Origin of the sequence: Bacillus silvicola, from assembly GCF_050524305.1 — a bacterium.
In the GTDB taxonomy this organism is placed as follows: domain Bacteria; phylum Bacillota; class Bacilli; order Bacillales; family Bacillaceae_G; genus Bacillus_A; species Bacillus_A cereus_AT.
In genome coordinates this window covers 188073-206473 of the sequence record NZ_JBNGVC010000013.1, presented here as the reverse complement: position 1 = coordinate 206473, position 18401 = coordinate 188073, and the positions used below count along the sequence as shown (strand labels likewise).

The following is an 18401-nucleotide window of genomic DNA, read 5'->3' as shown; positions in this document are numbered from 1 at the left end:
TTTGATGTTGAAGTTATTCCTTTTCAAACTGAAAAATATCCCGATTGATAAGTTGGTGGAAGTGCCTATCCATTTCTGCTGCAGAAACTTTTCTTTCATTTTGAAACCACCACGCACTTAATGAAGTGATTACTCCTGAATAAAATTCCGTTATTAAATCGTTTGGCATCGTATGATTTTTACAAAGTTGATTTAATGCTTCCGTTTCTTGTTTTCTTGTTTCATGACTTAAATAATGTATACGGCTAATAAATTGCTCATCAGACATTTGCGCCTCTAATATTTTACCGATTTCTTCATGATGAAGGAATTGTTCCATCACTTGAAATGGTTTACTTAATCGATCTAAAAGCGGTATTTCAGCAATCATTTCGCCATAGCGTTTAAATCCAAATGCTAATAAAGCATCTTTATCTTCAAAATGTTTATAAAAGGTTGTGCGATGTACCATCGCACGATCACAAATTTGGTTAATCGTGATGGAACTATATTTCTGTTTTGATTGCGTCATTAATTCAAATAAGGAATCCCACAATAATTTATGTGTACGTCTAATACGTAAATCAAGTTGTTTTTCATTATCGTTCATCTACAATTCTCCTTTTTTGTAGATTAAATATATAGTGGCTGAAAATTGATTCTCCCTTTTTAATCTACATATGTATATTATATTACATGTATTCCGGTGTATATAAAGCTTTTTTAGTAAAAAAACAGGAGGAGAATCAATACATGAATATTACAACTAAGAGCCCTACAAGTGGCAAAGTTGATACTTCTAATATGAAACATACCCCCATTTTAATTGCATTACTTTTAGGGGCAATGGTTGCGTTATTAAACGAAACATTACTTGGGAATGCGTTAACGGTACTAATGAAAGAATTTGACGTAACAGCTTCAACTATTCAATGGCTTTCTACAGCTTACATGTTAGTAGTTGGTGTTTTAGTCCCGATTACAGCGTTACTTCAGCAATGGCTTACAACGAGACAAATGTTCTTGATCGCTATGGTAACGTTTTTAGTCGGTACATTAATTGCGGGATTTGCACCGACATTTTCCGTTTTATTAGTCGGCCGTATCGTCCAAGCAGTAGCGACGGGGTTAATTTCACCGTTATTAATGAATACAATTTTAATTATTTGTCCGCCTGAAAAACGTGGTGCTACGATGGGATTAATCGCACTCGTTATGATGTCAGCGCCAGCAATTGGTCCTACATTATCTGGAGTAATCGTTGATTCACTGAATTGGCGCTGGTTATTCTACTTTGTCGTTCCAATCGTAATTATTTCCATTGTAATTGGAATGAAGTATATTCAAAATGTTTCAGAGTTAACAAGGCCAAAAGTAGATTATCCATCTATTCTTTTATCGACATTAGGCTTTGGCGGAATTGTGTATAGCTTTAGCGCATCAGGTGATTTAGGATGGTCGGATGCGAAAGTGTATGGCGCTTTAATTGTTGGGCTTATATCACTATGTATTTTTGTCGTTCGACAATTAAAAATTGAGAATCCAATTTTAGAATTACGTGCATTTAAAGTTCCGATGTTTACATTATCAGTTGGATTAATCGTCATTGTGATGATGTCGTTATTTTCAACGATGACTTTATTACCGATGTTCTTGCAAACAGTTTTACTCGTTACAGCCTTTAAATCAGGACTTATCATGCTTCCGGGAAGTATTATTAGCGCCATAATGGGACCGATTGCAGGTAAACTATTTGATAAATTTAGCCCGAAAGTTGTTATCGTTCCTGGCATTGTGTTAGTAGGGATTGCAATGTTCTTATTTAAAGGCATTACTCCTGAAACATCAATGCTACAAATTATTGTCATGCATAGCGTATTAATGGTTGGACTTATGTTTGTCATGACAGCACAAACATATGGTTTAAATCAATTAACACCAGATTTATATCCACACGGAACAGCACTATTTAATACGTTGCAGCAAGTAGCTGGCGCAATTGGTACAGCTATATTTATATCGAAAATGTCTTCAGGAACAACTAAGTATATGGAAGGCTCCGCAAATCCAATGGATCCAGTAGAGAAGTTAAACGGTTTAACATCCGGATTCCAAGGTGCATTTACACTAGGATTAATCTTTATCGTTATTGCTTTTATCGTATCGTTGTTCTTAAAAGAAGAGAAAGAGGAAGTAAAGGCAGCAGGGGTTTTACAGAACGAAAACTAAGGTTCATAGTAAAAAGACATCTTTACGATTAAAGATGTCTTTTTACATTTCTTTCGTAATGTCATACTGCAGCAATTGCTTTTGATCGTAAAACTTTTCGAAAATAATACCCATTACGTAGAAGAACAATAGTCCGAAGCAAATGTGAATGAGTGTAAATGTAGCTCCGAATGAAGAAAATTCATACACCATAATTGGTAATTTCGCAGTTGTCCAAACGCCTAAGAAAAATACGATGTACCTAATGCTTGCGCCTTTTTTTAATAGTAGTGCTGCAATCGGAAAGGCAACGTAGAGGGGACCAGCTGCAATTCCGCCTAATAATAAAGAGAATAAGATTCCATATATGCCGGACTTTTCTCCCATGTATTTCATGAGCGTTTCTTTCTTCACCCACTGATCGAGTAACCCTACAAATATTAGGACAGGGGGGAGGAGAAATAGCATATCTAAAATACTATTCCCTGTTAGTTGTAATGCGCTCCATCCTAAAGATGGGTTTATAAAAGTTAATAAGAGAAGCCCAAACAGTAATATGAAAAAGAAGCGATATCTTTTTAGTTCTTTCATACCATCACCACCCAAATGATATATGAGAATAGGAGTGACATGAGTAACGCAGATGCATTACGTGCGTAAGCAAAGCTTCGGCCGAATATCTTTTGTTCCATCGGCATGGTTGTAAGCCCTACTGACATGAGTGTAGACATAAGTGCCGCAACTTGAGGAAGGCCTGCGCCGTGTTGGACTAACGTATTACCAAGAGGAAATACGATAAAGCTTGGAATAAGTGCAACGGAGCCGAGTATTGCTGAATAAACAATACCTAACAATCCAGACTGTTCTCCAATAATAGAAGAGATGAAGGGCGGTGTTAATATAGAAAGCGATAGTCCGACGAAAAGCATGATGGAAAGCATGGCAGGTAGAAGATTTCGAAACATTTTCCATGACTTCATTAGAGCGTCTTTCGTTTTATTACGATCTTTCATAAAAGAAATCCCCGTAAGAATAATGGCCAAAGTGTAAAGAATAGCGCCATTAATCATGATTAGATTTCTTTAAGTCTTTATATTTGTTTAAGAAAAAGGTTAAGTTTTTCATTTTTTCCTCAATATCCATTTGAAAATCTGCTAATTGTTCTTTTCCGGCTGTAGTAATTTTGTACATTTTTCTCGGCTTATCTTGAACGGATGTACTTACATAAGATTCAATAGCACCTTCATTTTCTAATTTCTTCAGCGTGCGGTAAAGAATGGCACTATCGATTGGATTGACCGGAAGTTCTTCTTCACATTTTTGAAGTAGTTGCCCGCCATAGTTATCACCTTCTGCTAAAAATAACAAAAGAAATGCACCTGTATGTCTTCCTGTATGTTTCATGAATATACCTCCTAGAATGAATTGGAATATATACTGTCAACGACAGTATACTGTCGTTAACAGTATATGGTGCATGAAGTGCTATGTCAATTTTAAAATGTGGATTCGTGCAAAGGGTGATCCTTGTTTTCATCTTTTTAAATAACAAAATAAAAGCCACTGTTTTCTTGTGACAGTGGCTTTCATAGTTGGTAAACTACTATATTACGCTTAGAGAATCTCGCACTTTGATAGTAACACAAATAGGTTAGCCCTATATTGAGAAATAAAAAAAAGACACTCTCAAGAGTGCCTCTTATTAGCAGCCGAATCCGCCGCCCCAACAGCTAGCTCCAACGATGATTAATAAAATAAAGAGCACAACAAGTAAGGCGAATCCACCGCCAAAACCACAGCCGCCACCGCAACTACCACCATAGCCTCCACAACTACCACCATAGCCCATATTAACTCCTCCTTCCATAAAGTCCATATATTAATGGATTTATATCACTTTATGTTTTTACGGATAAACTTGAGCAGGTCCCTTGGAAAAATAAAAGTATTCGGTATTTTAAGAGAGTTGACGAGCGTATTTTTGTCACGAGTATTCCGCTTATTACATATGTTATTTTATTCTGTGTATTGGGGGAAGGAGGATCTTTATGGCTAATTCTGAGATGATTTTACGTTTACTTACGGATTTAAAGATTGAACAGCAAGCTTTAAAAGAGCAGTTGGAGAAAATGCAAACAGCTTTGACTATTCTTGAAGAAAAACAAACTATTTCTGAGGAGAAATCAACTATTCTTGAAGAAAAACCAGCTGCTCCAAAGCAAAGAGCTTATTCTGGACGCCCAACATCGTTTCGTGATTGGAGAGCATCTTCTCAAAAGAATTAAGGGATAATGTGATAGTAAGTTACACAAAATCACAAATAAAAAAGTACAGTCTACTGTAGTTAATACAAAGGCTGTACTTTTTGTTATGTTAGGTGATTTATCTATTTTGACTATTCCACTTTTAACTCGATCCCTTTACCCAACGTATCTCCACTAACTTTTAAAGTTAATCCTTGCGTATTTTTCGGCACATCGAATACAATGTTCCCTTCCAAATTTTCACGAGGATTAAGAACACCAAATTTAAATGTAGCGGTATTAGCAGCTTTAAGTACTAATTGATATTCATTAGAAATGTGATATTCTCTTCCGGTTCCGTCAATTAATGTAAAGTTGTCGCTATTTAGTGTAATGGGTTCCTCTTGACCATTATGCACTCGGAGATCTAATACTTTAAATACGCCTTGTGCTTGAACTTCTCCATTACCGATAACATCTAATGAATCTACTGGGCCTATAGATATGTATATATCAGAAAAATCTCCACTGATTGGAAGTTCTTTTTGAGGATCCTTGTTGCTAAGTTCATCATTCTTTGTTTTTTTAGAAGTCTCCTGTTCGTTTTTCGTGTTATTGCTGGATGTATCATGTGAACTGCAAGCTGATAATCCAAATAAGAATGTGCTACATAATAATGATGTTAATAACCTTTTGTTCATATTTTGTTCCTTCCCTCCAAAATAAGGCACTTTCAGGGGGGGGATAATGATTTGGGAAATCTATATTTCTCTTTATATGTATTGAATGTTACATCTTATTATATCGGTTTTGGGATAAAAAGGAAACTTAATGTAAATAAAAAAGACACTTTGCAGTGTCTTTTTTATTTGAGTTATGCGCATTGCTTATTAAGACGTTAGTTCCTCATCCTGAACATGAGTAACTATGTAGGTTGATTTAATTATAACATTTTAACCAATAATGGGTCTATATGGAATTTTAATAATGGGTACGTTTAATTATTCGGAATGATATCTGTAGTATATTATGTTGGGATTTGATCCATTAAAAGCAGTAGACAAGGTAAAGGAGCATACCCTATTTCATAATTTACACAAATTGTGTAGAAAAGTATGGAGCGATATTTCCCTTTACACGAACATAAAGGTGTAATATAGTTTAGTTAACTTAACTAAACTATATTACGAAACGAAATAACATCATGACTGGAGGAAAAACGCTATGACTAGATCGTATAAAGAAGTAATTAATGAAATGAATCGAGCCTACAATGACTTCTACATTTTACTATTTCAGGAGTTAAAGGATGAGTTCGGTCTTACAGGGCAGCAAGAGAGCATGCTATTTTATATCAATTTAAATGAAAACACGACAGCAAATAACATTGCGAGTACTTTTAATATATCTAAAAGTGCTGTGAGCCAAGTTTTATCGAAATTGGAAAAACAGAAGATGATTTCGAAACAAGTAAACCCTAATAATAAAAGGGAGTATTTCCTTACGCTTGGTCCAAACGGTAGTAAGTATATAGAGCGGTTGTCTGAGTTAGATGACGTATTAATTGAGAAGTACTTTTCTAAAATCGATATCGATGCTTTACAGCAAATGACTGATACATTAACGAAAATAAATAAAGTTATATTGGAAGAAAAACAGAAGGACATTGATCCGAATGAGTAAGAAAGTCTATATGAAGTGGATAGTTGAGAGGAGGAGGAGCGTGTTATGAGTTACATACCAAATATGATTACGATAGCAAATTTTGTATGTGGGCTTTTGGCTATTTATGCTGTTTTCGTTCACGATATGTATTTGGGAGCAGTTTTTATTATTACAGGAATGTTATTTGATTTTTTTGATGGCATGGTCGCTCGGAAACTTGATGCTGTTTCGGAAATTGGCGGAGAGTTAGACTCATTTGCCGATCTAGTTACTTTTGGTGTAGCACCGTCTATTCTTGCATATAGTATCGCTTTAAAAGATTTGCAGTCTATCGGGATGTTATGTGCGCTTGCTTACAGTGTTTGTGGAATGCTGCGGCTTGCTAGATTTAACACACAACAAAGCAAACTCCCAACGTTTATCGGAATGCCCATTCCATTCGCAGCAATGTGTCTCCTTATTTTATGCTTTTTGAATAATCCAGTTTCCGTGGCGTTTGGCACATGCATACTCGCTTATTTAATGGTAAGTAAAATCAAATTCCCTCATTTAAAAAAAGATATAACGGAAAGCTTGAAGTCTGAAAGATGGGATTGATGATACGTAAATATAATGAGAAAGATAAGGAGCATAACATGATCCGTATGGCACTAAGATCATTTAACATACAAATGTATTGCTTGCTAGGCGTGATGTTACTGGGGTGGTTTATGACACCTTTCTCAGCCCATTTTGTCGGGATAGGCATTGGCCTTCTAGTTAGTATGTACTGCGCCTGGATTTTAGGAAGGCGTATTGAAAAGTTTGGAGATAGCATTGTAAAAAAAGAAAAAGCACCGATGCTTGGAATGATGAATCGGTTTGCAGCCGCGATCCTCGGTGCGATTATTATGTATGAAATTGAACATCATAAGTTCATGTGGACATTTGCTGCTGGAATTATGGGTGGGTATTTCTTAATTATTATTAATTTAGGATATTACAGCATGAAAGATGCGAAGAAATAATGTGAAACTTTAATCAACACACACTAATCGGCCTTTTTAACTATTTAAGTTTTGAATCTAAGGAATTAAAGTTAGTTGAGCAACTTTGTGTTGCGGAAGGATTATTTGTATTTCACACTAAAGACTGAAAGTGATAAAGTGTTGTGTAAATAACTAATTTGGATGACTTGAATGTATAAACCTAAAAACTTTCCTTTATGGAGAGCTTTTTTATTATAAAGAAAAGACACCCATATATGGAGTGACCCCTGTCAAGTAGACAGTATTCAAAAAACACAATTAAGCAACCTGAGTTCTATATTTATATGGACTCAGGTTATTTAGTTTCTTTTGGAACCTGTGGTGATTATAAAAGTATATATATTTGCGCACAGCAAACTTAACCTCATCAGCTGTGCGGAAAGAGTATAGGTGAAAACACTCTGACTTAAAGTGACTGAAGAAGCTTTCTATACAAGCATTGTCCCAACAGTTCCCCTTTCTGGACATACTAGCCTTCATCTGATATTTTTTGAGTAGTTGAGTATATTGACGAGATGTGTACTGGAACCCCTGATCACTATGCAGGAGAATCCCTTTCACGTTTCGTTTTTTTCTTGCCTTTTTAAGTGTGTCTAGTACTAGTTTCAGGTCATTTCTACGGCTAATTTCATAGGCAACAATTTCATTGTTGTATAGGTCTTTAATAGCGGATAAGTACAATCTCTGTCCATTGAAAATCAAATAGGTAATATCTGTTACCCATTTTTCGTTTGGTTTGGAAGCTTGAAAATCCCTGTTCAGATGGTTATCTGAAATCACGTAAGCCTCTTTCTTCCCGTAATAAGGTCGTTTTCTCCTAATAATGGCTTTGATACCTAGTTCACCCATCAACCTTTGTATACGTTTGTGATTAAAATGAAGGTTATAAGTAGCTTTCAGCCAAACTTGTACTCTCCTGTATCCATAAATCCCTTTAAGTTTTTTATGACACTCCAATACCTTCTTTTTTATTTCGGTATCCTCCAATTGTTTTTCAGAAGGCATCAACTGTCGCTTTATCCATTTGTAGTACCCACCTCTAGTTACTCCAGCGATATCACATAGAATGGTAACTGCATAACCTTTTTCTGATAGCCCTTTGATGGCTTCAAACTTCTTCGTTTTTGGTACAGATTCCACTCCTCCTTTTACATCCCTAAGAGCTTTTTTAACATTTCATTCTCCGCTTCTAATCGTTTCATTTTAGCTTCTGGATCTTCTGGATTGGTTTTTGGTCTACCTATACCTGGACCTTTCGTTTTACCACGTTTTTCTTCTAGTCCTTTGATACCTTCAGCTTCAAAGTGTTTCACCCAACGTCTTACTACCGAGTGATCAATTCCTAATTCTTTAGCAACCGTTTTGTATCCCATTCCTTCTTTCAAGTATAAATCTACTGCTTTTTTCTTAAATTCTATATCATAAGTTACTCTAATTTTGCCCATAGAAAAATCCCCTCCATAGTAAACAGATTAATGTGCTTTCTTTTTACTGTCTACTATAAGGGGATCATATCAATAAGAGTGTCTTTTCCAATAGTTTTTTAGCAGAAGCAAGAAGCTCCAACAATGATCAATAAAATAAACAATACAACTAGTAAAGCAAAGCCGCCGCCACAACTACTACAACTACCACCAAATCCCATAATAGTTCCTCCTTTAATAAGAGGGGAAAACAAGGGTACATTCATGCATTTTAACGGATTCAAATTACTTTATGTTTTTTACACAATAATTGAGCAGGTCCTTTTGAAAATAAAGAAAAGACACCTTAAGGTGCCTTTCTCCGACTTGAACCACTTTAATTTTAATAATATGTATTGGACATTAAGTAAACACGCCCTATAAAACAGAATCATTTATTTTTACCAGATTGTTAGTGTACAAATACAAGAGAATCGAGATCGTTTGTTTGGCTAGCTAGATTAAAGTAACGCCACATCTATATGGGTGAGATGTGTTACGCCTTTTAATCGGAGAATCTGCTTTATAGAGCGTGTCCACAAGTTATATTTTACTACGTGTAATATTTATTTGGTGTAATTTTTACGAATATGTATAATTACATAAAGTTTATGAGAAAAAGAGAGTATACTTTGATATTGTGTAATAAAGATAAGGCCCACCTACGGAAATAGGTGGGCTTTTTAACGCATAAAGAAAAGACATCCATATAAGAATGTCTTTTCCGATAGTTTTTTAGCAGAAGCAAGAAGCTCCAACGATGATTAATAAAATAAACAATACAACTAATAAAGCAAAGCCTCCAGCGAAACCGCCGCCGCCACAACTACCGCAACTACCACCAAATCCCATTTTAATCTCTCCTTTGAGTAGGAGGGGAAAATTAAGGTCATTCATGTATTTTAACGGGTTCACTTTACCTTATGCTTTTATGCATTAATTGAGCAGGTCCTTTTGAAAATAAAGAAAAGACACCACAAGGTGCCTTTCTCCGACTTGAACCATCTTAATTTTAATAATATGTATTGGACTCCCGTCCGAATAATATTTTACCACGTTAAGTAATACGATACATTGAGAAAAAAGAAAAAGCCCCATATATTGGAGCTTTTATTTTATAACAAGGGTACTTTTACATTTTAAGCATTGTATCTCTTTTTGTTTAAACAATAACGGCTGTTGTCTATTGCAAGAAGGGCATTGCCGTTTTAAATAAAAAACTTATTCAATTTGAATGTTATTGGAAAGGGGAATAGGCGATGAATCTATTAAAAAATCAAGAGTGTCCATATTGTGCTTCAAGTGTTGAAGATTGTTGTGCTGAATGGGAAGAAGGAAGGCATTATGTAGAATGGAATTCATGTAACAAAAAATATCAAGTAGAGCCAATTTATGAATTTAAGGGATTTGAGATTGAAAAAGTTTGTGAGCATTGTAATGAAGCTGAAGAAGATTGCTATTGTGATGATGAAGAAAAAGAAAATAAAATAGGAGTTATCTGAATACAAGAGGGGGAAATCAAAATGTGTGCATGTAACGGAACGGGAGTAATTCAGAACGACATTGGAATGGGTATATATCAATTCGCACCATGTATTTGCGAGGCAGGGAATCGTAGTTCTGAGGAAGTGGATAGAAGACGTCATGCCGTTAGGGCGATACTAAGAGGAATTCACCAATTACAACTGGAGGGGAAATGGGATGCCGAGACTTGGGACGGATTTGGAAAAGGAGAATTACACAATAGCAGCACAACAAAGGAAGTACATGAAGAACTCGCGTCGTAACATGTATATCGCTTTAGAAGAACTGGACCTGGTGTTGAAGTGATTCGATTGCAAGAAATGTGGAAAGAGAACAAAAACATTATCGAAATTGCAAAAGAATTGGGAAGACATCAATTGGAAATTGCGGCGTTGATAATGGATCAGGCGGATAAAAACGAGATTACATCACGTCCAATGGGGTTAGGAGCATGAAGCAGCTAACACTTGAGGATGTAGTAGGAAGTTTTGATTATACCGCAACAAGTACAGCGGAAAAGTTCTTGAAGCGTAATAGTGTTATGACGTACTCAATAGAGTTTTACGACAAAGACGAGAAGTGGAAACTCCGTTGGTTTGAGGCGAAGTCAGAGAGCGACGCTATAGAAATGGCTAAAAAGAAATACGGACAGATACAAATTATTACCACCTATATTTCGGATAGAACCTTAGAGGAAATAATGAATTTAGATTAGGAGGCATACCGTTATGACGATAAATAGATGGCTAGAAAAAGAGGAGTATGAAGCCGCTGAGAAGAATGGCGTCACCCATGACGCGTTGGTAGGTTTGGATCTACAGGCGTGAAGTAAGACCAAATTTGAATTTTATAGAAAAAGAGCAGCTAGCAAAAGCTAACTGCTCGGCAGGTTCTTTAAGAATAGACAGGATAGAATATTGACAGAATATAGAGGTTTATTCTGGTTATCTAAACGTAGTTAAAGAAAGAATATAAAATACTATCAATATTAATAAAAATTATCTGTATCTTTCATTTCTTTATTTTATTCACAAATAGTTCCAGTAGCTATTCCGGTTGGAGCAACACCTACTGGGACGGTATCAATAACCGTATTTGTAGCAGTATTGATGACAGAAACAGTATTACTAGCTTGGTTTGTAACATAGGCGAGAGTGCCATTGGGTATGATAGTCACTTGATCAGGGGATAGAGCAACAGGAATCGTATCGATTACAGTATTTGTCGCCACGTTTATTACCGATACATTATTGCTAACTTTATTTACTACGTAAATACGAGTGCCATCTGGTGTAATAGCTATACCAACAGGTTCAGTTCCTACGTTAATTGTATTAATAACGGAATTGGTTGCGGTGTTAATAACAGAAACAGTATTGCTGTTTTGATTTGTGACATAAGCACGAGTCCCATCTAGTGTAAAGACGATTATCCTAGGGCGAATGCCAACAGGAATGGTATCTATAACTGTGTTGGTAGCAGTATTAATAACAGAAATTGTGTTGCTTAATTCATTTGCAACATATGCAAGGGCTCCATTTGGAGAAACAGTGATTCCTTGCGGAGCGATGCCAACAGGAATGGTATCTATAACTGTGTTGGTAGCAGCATTAATAACAGAAACGGTATTATTACCATGATTCCCAACATAAACAGTTGTGTTATTTGGAGAAACAGCTACACCAATTGGATTAGTTCCAACAGGAATGGTAGCGATAACAGTATTGGTAGCAGTATCAATAACGGAAACTGTATTAGAGAAAATATTAGTAACATAAGCACGAGCCCCATTTGGTGAAACTGTTACTTCAAGAGGTGCATTATCTACAGTGATTGTATCTATTACTGTATTTGTTCCGGTATTAATTACCGATACTGTATCATCTGAAGGATCATCAATAGCTCCTGCGTTTGTAACATAAACAAGGAAATTACATCCAGGTGCAGTAGGTCCCGTCGGTCCAGTAGGTCCCGTCGGTCCAGTAGGCCCCGGTGGGCAATCACAATCTCCCGATGGCCCAGTAGGTCCTGGTGGTCCTTCAGGTCCTTGAATACCCTGCACGCCTTGAGGTCCAGTAGGTCCTTCAGGCCCTTCAGGTCCTTGAATGCCCTGCACGCCTTGAGGTCCAGTAGGTCCTTCAGGCCCTTCAGGCCCTTGAATACCTTGCACGCCTTGAGGTCCAGTAGGTCCTGGTGGCCCGGGAACTCCTGTTCCTGTCCCTGAACCAGTAGGTCCTGGTGGTCCTTCAGGCCCTTGAATACCTTGCACACCTTGAGGTCCAGTAGATCCAGGTGGTCCTTCAGGCCCTTGAATACCTTGCACGCCTTGAGGTCCAGTAGGTCCTTCAGGCCCTTCGGGTCCCTGAATACCTTGCACACCTTGAGGTCCAGTAGGTCCTTCAGGCCCCGTCGGCCCCGTCGTTCCAGTAATGTTTAATAGTGAGCTATTCAAGACTCCTTGCAAAATTAAATTAAATGTCTGCTGTAACAAGGGGTCCAGTATATTTGAACAACTAATAAGTGAAGACAAGTTTTGGAATAGAAATTGGAATAATGCTGAGATTTGAGTGAGAGAAGCAGTAGGTAAAGAATTGATTAATTGATTTATAGTTCTTATAACTAAATTTCTATTTGGTGTATTAGGTTGTACTGCTATTAATAAACCATTTAATGCCTGTAATGCTGATTGGAGTATTTGTATAGTCGTTGGGTTGGGTGTTGTGAAAAAAGAAAGGATAGCTTGATTTAATTGGTTTATTATTTGCAATAATTCTTGTTGTTGAGAATTTGAGAAAAAAACAGGTGTACAGCAATTACTTTGATCACAAGGGGATATAGAAATAAAGCAGGGTTGTTGAAACTTATCACACGGATTTGGTGAATTTGATTTTCGATTATATCTCATAAATACCTCCTTTTAAAAAATTAAAATGTTAGGTATGTCTTGATAAATTTTATTAGTAACTGAGTTTAAAGTATTTGTAGGTATATGATTAATGTGAAACGTTTTTCCTTTAAAGTATATGCCAACAATATTGAGGCGTTCTTAGGGGACATACAATCAATATTTAGTTACAGGTAGGATATTGTAATCATAGGAAAGGAAATGAAGGTGACAAAGTGAAATAGACAAGCGATTGTATTAGATAAATTTAATGAATGCGTTATTTTAACTGAAAGAGCATCCAACCTTTAGTTAAAGGCTCTTTGATTTAACTTCAGATGTGTCTCTAATTGAATAGTTTTCACTAAAATTTACAACAGCAGAAACTTTTTGCTCTTTATTATCTGCGACATGTCCGTATAGGTGGATTTCATGTGTTCTATATTCTTTTGATGGATTAATTTTGTCAACTACAATATCAAGTTCCATATTTTTTTTAAAGTAACCGATAGTTACTAGTTCAGCAGTTTTTCTTACTTCCGGCCATTCTTCACTGTATTCTTTTGGAACGAATTGAGATGAAACAAAGTGTATAAATAAAATGGGGATAGTAATAAAAGCTATACTTACAATGCCATAAAGTAATAATTTTCTTTCCACTAACTGTCACCTACTAATGATGTTTTGTTTAATCAAGTTAACAATCTAAATGTTAGACCAATATTAACCAGTCTACTATTCATTAAGGTGACACTAGTATTACAAATTTGTAAGGTTTATTAGAAAAATTAGCTTAATGGAAAGTCGAACAAAATAATTATTTGAAACTATTCACGAAAAAAGAGCACTATCGAAAGTGCTCTTAGAAAATACATTTTATATTCTGTTTTGAGCTACGATTTTAATATTCTCTGGTGGAATGATATCTTGAATTTTTTCTTTTAAATCTACTTGGACCATTTCTTCAAGATGTTCAAGTGAAACTTCAAAGTTTATGCATTCCGCAGTTGCGATGTTTAATAAAGAATAATTTTCATTCTTTTTAACAACAAGATATTGTGATTGATCTGTTAATACTATACATCCTTGTTGAATTCCTAATTTACGATTATCTTCAAAAGTCATAAATAAATCTCCTAACATTTTCTGATAGGAATTGTACTACATAAAAATGTTAGTGTCTAGTCGGTTTTATCTAAGAACTAAAGTCAAACAAAATCGTTATTTTGTACATCAAGGTAGTCAGCACAATCAACTAAGGGTTTGTTAAAAAAAGAGAAGCGCTTAATCAGGACGCTCCTCTTAATGCCAATACACAATAACTATCCCATTATACTGTATAAGAGTAAAATATTTAACAATTATCTTCATGGTAAAAATTTCATTTTTCATTAGTTTAAAACCCAAAAAGAGTACTTAATAAAGTGCTCTCGTGACGAGATTATCCATTTGTAAAGACAATTTCAATATATAGAGAAAGGAACACAGAATATTATATGTATGCCCAGTTAATTGAGTACTTTTTACAAACAAAGAGCAGCTAGCAAAAGCTAACTGCTCGGTTCTCCAAGGGGGAACAAGGAGAAAATCTAATGTCATATACAGTATTGACGGAATATTGAGTTTTATTCATGAAGAATTACGTTTAACTTAATGCATAGCCAACGATCAAAGTTAGTGTTAAAAACACTGATAATAACAATGTTAGTAGAACTGTTACTATGCTTCTAAGCATTGCTATCCAATTATCTACTTTAGAGAATCCTATAATACCAGCAAAAAAAGTTCCTATTGAAAAAATGAGTACGAAAAATAAAGGGTGAAAATAAACGACGTTTATAAAAGATGCATTCATTTCAGGTGTGCATAATTCAAGATATAAAAGAAAAAAAGCAATGCAAACGAATGAAAAAATAAAGGACCATAGATTTATATTATGCTTCATACGTTGCTCCTTTGTTATCGAAATATTTCTATTAAATTCTAATGGAAAATATAAGAAAAAGATAGTGTTTATAAAGTGGTGTGTATAAAGGAAAGCCTAAGAAATACACTGAGACAAATGAAAGTATGAAACAAGCTTTGGGATTATTTAAAGATCGTAAGAATAACGGTTATACCGTAAAGAAGATATGTAATGAAACTGGAGTTAGTCGTACTGTTTTGTATGAAATAGCAAAAGAAAAGGGAATAGTTTAATTTACTTTAAAGTAGCGAATCCGCTGCTTTTTTTATTTTATATAAATTTTTTTTGAGTAGAAATGAAAATAGGGGTTTGCCTTAAACATTTATTATTAATCAAGAATATGAGTATAGAAGGTCTAATTTTTGTAATGGTGGAGGGGATTGTTGTGGACATAACTCAAAGTGTGGCAAGAATAGTGGTTAATGGGAAAGACCTTCCGTTCACTTCAGTTCAAACCTCTGCATGGAATCATGGACCTGTAAATGATTTAATCGTTTCGACGAATCAGAGAGTGAATGAGCTTTATCAATTCATGTGGTCACAAGTACCAGTTACGATTTCGGTGTATTTTCTTCAAGGGGCGGACTTAATGAGATTCGCTAGGATTGCTGGAATTAATGAACGTGTAACGGGAGAATATATATATCATTTCATTTGGGGATAAGAAGAATTCAAAGTGGCTTAACAGCTGCTTTTTTATTTTGCATAGAAAAAGGAACCATAATAGGCTCCTTAGTTCGATTCAGAAGTTGTGTAGTTTTTCTTGATAATATCTTTTATGTTGATAATTAAGGATATAAGGAATCCAGCAGCTAGGATAGCGTTTAACCAGTAATATGTATTCCCTGATGTGAACTTTTTATAAAAAGAATCGACATTATAATATAATAAGCCTGCTGAAAGGACGGTAGAAATTACTAACGTACCAAAACTTTTCATATTTTTCACTCCGTTTCTGAAGATTAAGATTCTTACAAAAATTATACAGGGAAATTTATAGATTTAAAATATTTTATGAAATAATTACCATATGGAGGGGTTATGACGAATTTCTTCCTATTACTACTCAGTAAGATTTTTCATGGTTTTATATGTGTGTGCATGCCTAGCTTCGATTTTGTTTCTCGTTGAATTTTTCGTGATGTGATTGCACTCGATCAATTACTTGTTTTGAGTATAGGAATTATTATTTTAATAACAGCGTTTTTTGTAAAACGTTGTAGTAAAGAGTTATGAGGTGATAAAGGTTAATCGCCCTAAATGTAGTTTTAGAATTTCGCAATCGGAGTATATTTTTGAAAAAGGCTTATTGAATAATGACAGTTTATTTTAAGAAAATAAATCGATAATATAGTAAATAATACTTTCCTTGACCCCGTACTATGGTATAGGGTTTATACTTAATATGAGGTGAGATAGATGCAATATTTTATTATCGAAACTTTAATAGATTTAGAAAAGAAAGCCGAAGAATATTTATAAAAATAATAAATTGTAAAGGCGGAAGAATAATGGAAGATTGTTGTATTAACCTTAAAGGAATAAAAATTGAAAATAATGGTCATTGTCCATCATGTAAAAATAAAGCTAAGAATGTAAAGTTGATTACACTAAAATCATTGCTTAAACCATCTGCATTAGAAACATTAAATGCTAAAGAAAATCACTATTTTTGTTCAAATGAAGATTGTGATGTAGTCTATTTTGATACGAATAATAAAAAATACTTTGTATCTGACATAAAGGTAGCTGTAAATCAAAAAGATGACTCAGCAACTACACCAATTTGTTATTGTTTTGATTGGACAAAAGAAAAAATCAAACAACATGTGAAAAATGGACTTACTCCTAATCCAGTAGAGCATATTCGCGAAAACATAAGAGAAAATCGATGTGGTTGTGAAGTAAACAATCCACAAGGTAGTTGTTGTTTAGGCAATGTTACAACTTATATAAGAAAAATGTCATAAGGAACTTAAATGTTGCTTTTTTTCACCAAAATACTTGGGGGTATTTCAAAATCTCAAGTCGATGGGCATGTGACGTTGCCTTATGCTCACCAAGCTAGTTAGTGTATGTTAAGTAAACCTTATGGATTTGTATATCTCATCCATCCACTTTCAGATTGTTTCGCTTTATACTTCCCATAAGACAGAAGCTTCATTGCCGAGCGATTGGCCGCATGAAAAACCAAGTTCAGCTTCCATTCTTCCTCCATTTCACTGGGATAGGTGGTAGATTCATAAACATAATAACCCGCCATGATACAAGGGATTACTTGCTCAGGTTCAAATCCATAAGCAGTTGCATCATCCACAACCAAATCAATGATGCATCGGTTTCCATCTTTAACTTTTTTCTGGAGTAATTTTTTTACCGATCCTGGTACTAATTCTAATATTTTATCCTTCATGTCAGTCACCTCATCTTTTATCATGTCCAGATAGCCTGGGGATATGTGTCAAACAGAATGAAGTTCCAACCGTAATTGCACAGGTTTAACAAGATCTTAAGGACTATATCACCCTAAAATAGAAAATGGATTTAAATAAAAGAAACCCCGATTGTCTGCGGGGCTCCTAAGGGTAATCGTCAAGTAATGACGTACTCGACTAATTAACGATATCATGAATTTTTTGGTAAAAATACTGGTAAATGTGTCCAAATGAATGAGGACATCATTTGGAACAAAAACGTTATTTTAATTCCAAACAAAAGAACAGTCAGCAAAAGCTAACTGCTCGGTTCTCCAAGGGGGAACAAGGAGAAAGTAACTTAATCGGTTGTCTATATTATTGACGGAATATTGAATTTTATTCAGGGGACTATGTTATATCTAAACCGATGTCCTACCTAATACAGGGTTAGACAAGATTACTTGGTGGATGGATACTAGATCAGGTGGTAAATGCTTCTTTAGCTTTCTCTATCTGTATGTAACCTTGAATACAAGATTTTTTCATTTTTATTCCCGGATATATTTGAAAAACGGTATGTTTTTTATCTCAAATCAATTATATCTATAAATTTAAGGAAAACTCTGTTATAAGATGCATCAGTGCAAGTTATTAAATTCTTTATCGGATTTATGTCAGTTACAGTCATATATCTAGTAAGCAAATGACCATCTCTATAATAAGTAATCGATATCTTCTCTTCAGAAAGAAATGAACATAGTAACTTGTTTTCAATAATTTCTTGTTCGTCTTGGGTTAATGTAGGGCGCTCCACTTTTGTTTGTTTTTTAACAATCTTACCAATACCGATGGATTTCTTCGGTATCGAAGTGAATGGAGTCTGCTTAATCATTCCTATTTCTTTTGGCATATGTGTATAGTCCATGCTGTATATCTCCCTAATTGTTATTAATAACTGTATCATTATATCAATTTTTGGAGATATTAGGATTATTTATATACTTATAAAATAAACATTTAGAGG

Annotated in this window: 27 protein-coding genes and 3 pseudogenes; 13 read left to right on the top strand and 17 right to left on the bottom strand. The window is 34.9% G+C overall.

Annotation, left to right across the window (positions count from 1 at the left end; all coding sequences use genetic code 11):
* Positions 1 to 13: 13 nt before the first annotated feature.
* Positions 14 to 589: a TetR/AcrR family transcriptional regulator gene (locus tag ACP6L7_RS23250; protein WP_097829855.1), complete on the bottom strand. Its 576-nt coding sequence runs from the start codon at positions 587 to 589 to the stop codon at positions 14 to 16.
* Positions 590 to 732: 143 nt separating this feature from the next.
* Between ACP6L7_RS23250 and ACP6L7_RS23245 the strand changes: the two genes are divergently transcribed.
* Positions 733 to 2208: an MDR family MFS transporter gene (locus tag ACP6L7_RS23245; protein ID WP_097829856.1), complete on the top strand. Its 1476-nt coding sequence runs from the start codon at positions 733 to 735 to the stop codon at positions 2206 to 2208.
* Positions 2209 to 2250: 42 nt separating this feature from the next.
* Here ACP6L7_RS23245 and ACP6L7_RS23240 read toward each other — a convergent pair whose 3' ends face one another.
* The 4 genes from ACP6L7_RS23240 to ACP6L7_RS23225 form a co-directional block, all read right to left on the bottom strand.
* A complete protein-coding gene (locus ACP6L7_RS23240; RefSeq protein WP_141533299.1) occupies positions 2251 to 2778 on the bottom strand; it encodes a permease in 528 nt (175 codons plus the stop codon).
* Positions 2775 to 3257 (bottom strand): hypothetical protein, encoded by a 483-nt coding sequence (locus tag ACP6L7_RS23235; RefSeq protein ID WP_097829858.1) that lies wholly within the window; start codon positions 3255 to 3257, stop codon positions 2775 to 2777. Before ACP6L7_RS23235 ends, ACP6L7_RS23240 begins: the two co-directional genes overlap by 4 nt.
* The gene (locus ACP6L7_RS23230; protein WP_097829859.1) at positions 3250 to 3591 is read right to left on the bottom strand and encodes a PadR family transcriptional regulator; all 342 of its coding nucleotides are present in this window, start codon (positions 3589 to 3591) and stop codon (positions 3250 to 3252) included. Before ACP6L7_RS23230 ends, ACP6L7_RS23235 begins: the two co-directional genes overlap by 8 nt.
* Before the next feature lie 298 nt (positions 3592 to 3889).
* Positions 3890 to 4036: a YjcZ family sporulation protein gene (locus ACP6L7_RS23225; RefSeq protein WP_000540380.1), complete on the bottom strand. Its 147-nt coding sequence runs from the start codon at positions 4034 to 4036 to the stop codon at positions 3890 to 3892.
* A 199-nt stretch (positions 4037 to 4235) separates the two neighbouring features.
* Between ACP6L7_RS23225 and ACP6L7_RS23220 the strand changes: the two genes are divergently transcribed.
* Positions 4236 to 4472, top strand: coding sequence for a preprotein translocase (locus tag ACP6L7_RS23220; protein WP_097829860.1), 237 nt, complete (start codon positions 4236 to 4238; stop codon positions 4470 to 4472).
* Between the two features lie 110 nt (positions 4473 to 4582).
* On the opposite strand, the gene ACP6L7_RS23215 is transcribed toward ACP6L7_RS23220, so the two are convergent.
* The gene (locus tag ACP6L7_RS23215) at positions 4583 to 5131 is read right to left on the bottom strand and encodes a DUF4352 domain-containing protein (RefSeq protein WP_097829861.1); all 549 of its coding nucleotides are present in this window, start codon (positions 5129 to 5131) and stop codon (positions 4583 to 4585) included.
* 523 nt (positions 5132 to 5654) lie between these two features.
* Here ACP6L7_RS23215 and ACP6L7_RS23210 point away from each other — a divergent pair.
* Genes ACP6L7_RS23210 through ACP6L7_RS23200 form a run of 3 tightly spaced genes read left to right on the top strand, consistent with a single transcriptional unit; the run spans position 5655 to position 7102 of the window.
* The gene (locus tag ACP6L7_RS23210) at positions 5655 to 6113 is read left to right on the top strand and encodes a MarR family winged helix-turn-helix transcriptional regulator (protein WP_097829862.1); all 459 of its coding nucleotides are present in this window, start codon (positions 5655 to 5657) and stop codon (positions 6111 to 6113) included.
* A 45-nt stretch (positions 6114 to 6158) separates the two neighbouring features.
* Positions 6159 to 6692 carry a CDP-diacylglycerol--serine O-phosphatidyltransferase gene (pssA, locus tag ACP6L7_RS23205; RefSeq protein ID WP_097829863.1) on the top strand — a complete coding sequence of 178 codons (534 nt, stop codon included), beginning with the start codon at positions 6159 to 6161 and terminating at the stop codon, positions 6690 to 6692.
* Between the two features lie 38 nt (positions 6693 to 6730).
* Positions 6731 to 7102: an ATP synthase subunit I gene (locus tag ACP6L7_RS23200; RefSeq protein WP_097830175.1), complete on the top strand. Its 372-nt coding sequence runs from the start codon at positions 6731 to 6733 to the stop codon at positions 7100 to 7102.
* A gap of 279 nt (positions 7103 to 7381) precedes the next feature.
* On the opposite strand, the gene ACP6L7_RS23195 is transcribed toward ACP6L7_RS23200, so the two are convergent.
* From ACP6L7_RS23195 to ACP6L7_RS23180, 4 genes are all read right to left on the bottom strand, one after another.
* Positions 7382 to 8263: an IS3 family transposase gene (locus ACP6L7_RS23195; RefSeq protein WP_430528867.1), complete on the bottom strand. Its 882-nt coding sequence runs from the start codon at positions 8261 to 8263 to the stop codon at positions 7382 to 7384.
* 8 nt (positions 8264 to 8271) lie between these two features.
* Positions 8272 to 8568 carry a transposase gene (locus ACP6L7_RS23190; RefSeq protein WP_000516528.1) on the bottom strand — a complete coding sequence of 99 codons (297 nt, stop codon included), beginning with the start codon at positions 8566 to 8568 and terminating at the stop codon, positions 8272 to 8274.
* 98 nt (positions 8569 to 8666) lie between these two features.
* On the bottom strand, positions 8667 to 8768 hold the full coding sequence (locus tag ACP6L7_RS23185; RefSeq protein ID WP_000505688.1) for a YjcZ family sporulation protein: 102 nt from the start codon (positions 8766 to 8768) through the stop codon (positions 8667 to 8669).
* 553 nt (positions 8769 to 9321) lie between these two features.
* Positions 9322 to 9438: a YjcZ family sporulation protein gene (locus tag ACP6L7_RS23180; RefSeq protein WP_002069235.1), complete on the bottom strand. Its 117-nt coding sequence runs from the start codon at positions 9436 to 9438 to the stop codon at positions 9322 to 9324.
* A 407-nt stretch (positions 9439 to 9845) separates the two neighbouring features.
* Here ACP6L7_RS23180 and ACP6L7_RS23175 point away from each other — a divergent pair, with 407 nt between their 5' ends.
* From ACP6L7_RS23175 to ACP6L7_RS23160, 4 genes and pseudogenes are all read left to right on the top strand, one after another.
* The gene (locus ACP6L7_RS23175) at positions 9846 to 10088 is read left to right on the top strand and encodes a hypothetical protein (protein WP_097829864.1); all 243 of its coding nucleotides are present in this window, start codon (positions 9846 to 9848) and stop codon (positions 10086 to 10088) included.
* Between the two features lie 21 nt (positions 10089 to 10109).
* Positions 10110 to 10373, top strand: a complete 264-nt coding sequence (locus tag ACP6L7_RS23170) for a hypothetical protein (protein WP_097829865.1) — start codon at positions 10110 to 10112, stop codon at positions 10371 to 10373.
* Positions 10288 to 10565 (top strand): annotated as a pseudogene (locus tag ACP6L7_RS23165) (helix-turn-helix domain-containing protein). The gene ACP6L7_RS23170 and the pseudogene ACP6L7_RS23165 overlap by 86 nt, the downstream one beginning before the upstream one ends.
* Complete coding sequence (locus tag ACP6L7_RS23160) at positions 10562 to 10825, top strand: hypothetical protein (protein ID WP_097829866.1); 264 nt, start codon at positions 10562 to 10564, stop codon at positions 10823 to 10825. The pseudogene ACP6L7_RS23165 and the gene ACP6L7_RS23160 overlap by 4 nt, the downstream one beginning before the upstream one ends.
* A gap of 309 nt (positions 10826 to 11134) precedes the next feature.
* On the opposite strand, the gene ACP6L7_RS23155 is transcribed toward ACP6L7_RS23160, so the two are convergent.
* The 4 genes from ACP6L7_RS23155 to ACP6L7_RS23140 all read right to left on the bottom strand — a co-directional run bounded on the left by ACP6L7_RS23155 (position 11135) and on the right by ACP6L7_RS23140 (position 14939).
* Positions 11135 to 13015: a YVTN family beta-propeller repeat protein gene (locus tag ACP6L7_RS23155; RefSeq protein WP_098774743.1), complete on the bottom strand. Its 1881-nt coding sequence runs from the start codon at positions 13013 to 13015 to the stop codon at positions 11135 to 11137.
* Positions 13016 to 13306: 291 nt separating this feature from the next.
* Positions 13307 to 13654, bottom strand: a complete 348-nt coding sequence (locus ACP6L7_RS23150; RefSeq protein ID WP_097829868.1) for a phosphoglycolate phosphatase — start codon at positions 13652 to 13654, stop codon at positions 13307 to 13309.
* 216 nt (positions 13655 to 13870) lie between these two features.
* The gene (locus ACP6L7_RS23145; RefSeq protein ID WP_097829869.1) at positions 13871 to 14119 is read right to left on the bottom strand and encodes a hypothetical protein; all 249 of its coding nucleotides are present in this window, start codon (positions 14117 to 14119) and stop codon (positions 13871 to 13873) included.
* A 520-nt stretch (positions 14120 to 14639) separates the two neighbouring features.
* On the bottom strand, positions 14640 to 14939 hold the full coding sequence (locus ACP6L7_RS23140) for a hypothetical protein (protein WP_097829870.1): 300 nt from the start codon (positions 14937 to 14939) through the stop codon (positions 14640 to 14642).
* A 77-nt stretch (positions 14940 to 15016) separates the two neighbouring features.
* On the opposite strand from ACP6L7_RS23140, the pseudogene ACP6L7_RS23135 reads away from it, so the two are divergent.
* Together ACP6L7_RS23135 and ACP6L7_RS23130 are read left to right on the top strand one after the other, a co-directional pair.
* A pseudogene (locus ACP6L7_RS23135) lies at positions 15017 to 15193 on the top strand (HNH endonuclease); the annotation flags it as partial.
* Between the two features lie 152 nt (positions 15194 to 15345).
* On the top strand, positions 15346 to 15624 hold the full coding sequence (locus ACP6L7_RS23130) for a hypothetical protein (protein WP_000355688.1): 279 nt from the start codon (positions 15346 to 15348) through the stop codon (positions 15622 to 15624).
* 68 nt (positions 15625 to 15692) lie between these two features.
* Here ACP6L7_RS23130 and ACP6L7_RS23125 read toward each other — a convergent pair whose 3' ends face one another.
* Positions 15693 to 15899, bottom strand: coding sequence for a hypothetical protein (locus tag ACP6L7_RS23125; protein ID WP_000834525.1), 207 nt, complete (start codon positions 15897 to 15899; stop codon positions 15693 to 15695).
* 572 nt (positions 15900 to 16471) lie between these two features.
* Here ACP6L7_RS23125 and ACP6L7_RS23120 point away from each other — a divergent pair.
* Positions 16472 to 16930 (top strand): putative iron-sulfur cluster-binding metallochaperone, encoded by a 459-nt coding sequence (locus ACP6L7_RS23120; protein WP_098361657.1) that lies wholly within the window; start codon positions 16472 to 16474, stop codon positions 16928 to 16930.
* Between the two features lie 119 nt (positions 16931 to 17049).
* Here ACP6L7_RS23120 and ACP6L7_RS23115 read toward each other — a convergent pair whose 3' ends face one another.
* Positions 17050 to 17373: a hypothetical protein gene (locus ACP6L7_RS23115; protein ID WP_002110670.1), complete on the bottom strand. Its 324-nt coding sequence runs from the start codon at positions 17371 to 17373 to the stop codon at positions 17050 to 17052.
* A 409-nt stretch (positions 17374 to 17782) separates the two neighbouring features.
* Between ACP6L7_RS23115 and ACP6L7_RS23110 the strand changes: the two are divergent.
* Positions 17783 to 17887, top strand: a pseudogene (locus ACP6L7_RS23110) (N-acetylmuramoyl-L-alanine amidase C-terminal domain-containing protein); the annotation flags it as partial.
* 73 nt (positions 17888 to 17960) lie between these two features.
* Here the strand turns inward: ACP6L7_RS23110 and ACP6L7_RS23105 are convergent.
* On the bottom strand, positions 17961 to 18302 hold the full coding sequence (locus ACP6L7_RS23105; RefSeq protein WP_097829872.1) for a YolD-like family protein: 342 nt from the start codon (positions 18300 to 18302) through the stop codon (positions 17961 to 17963).
* Positions 18303 to 18401 lie beyond the last annotated feature (99 nt).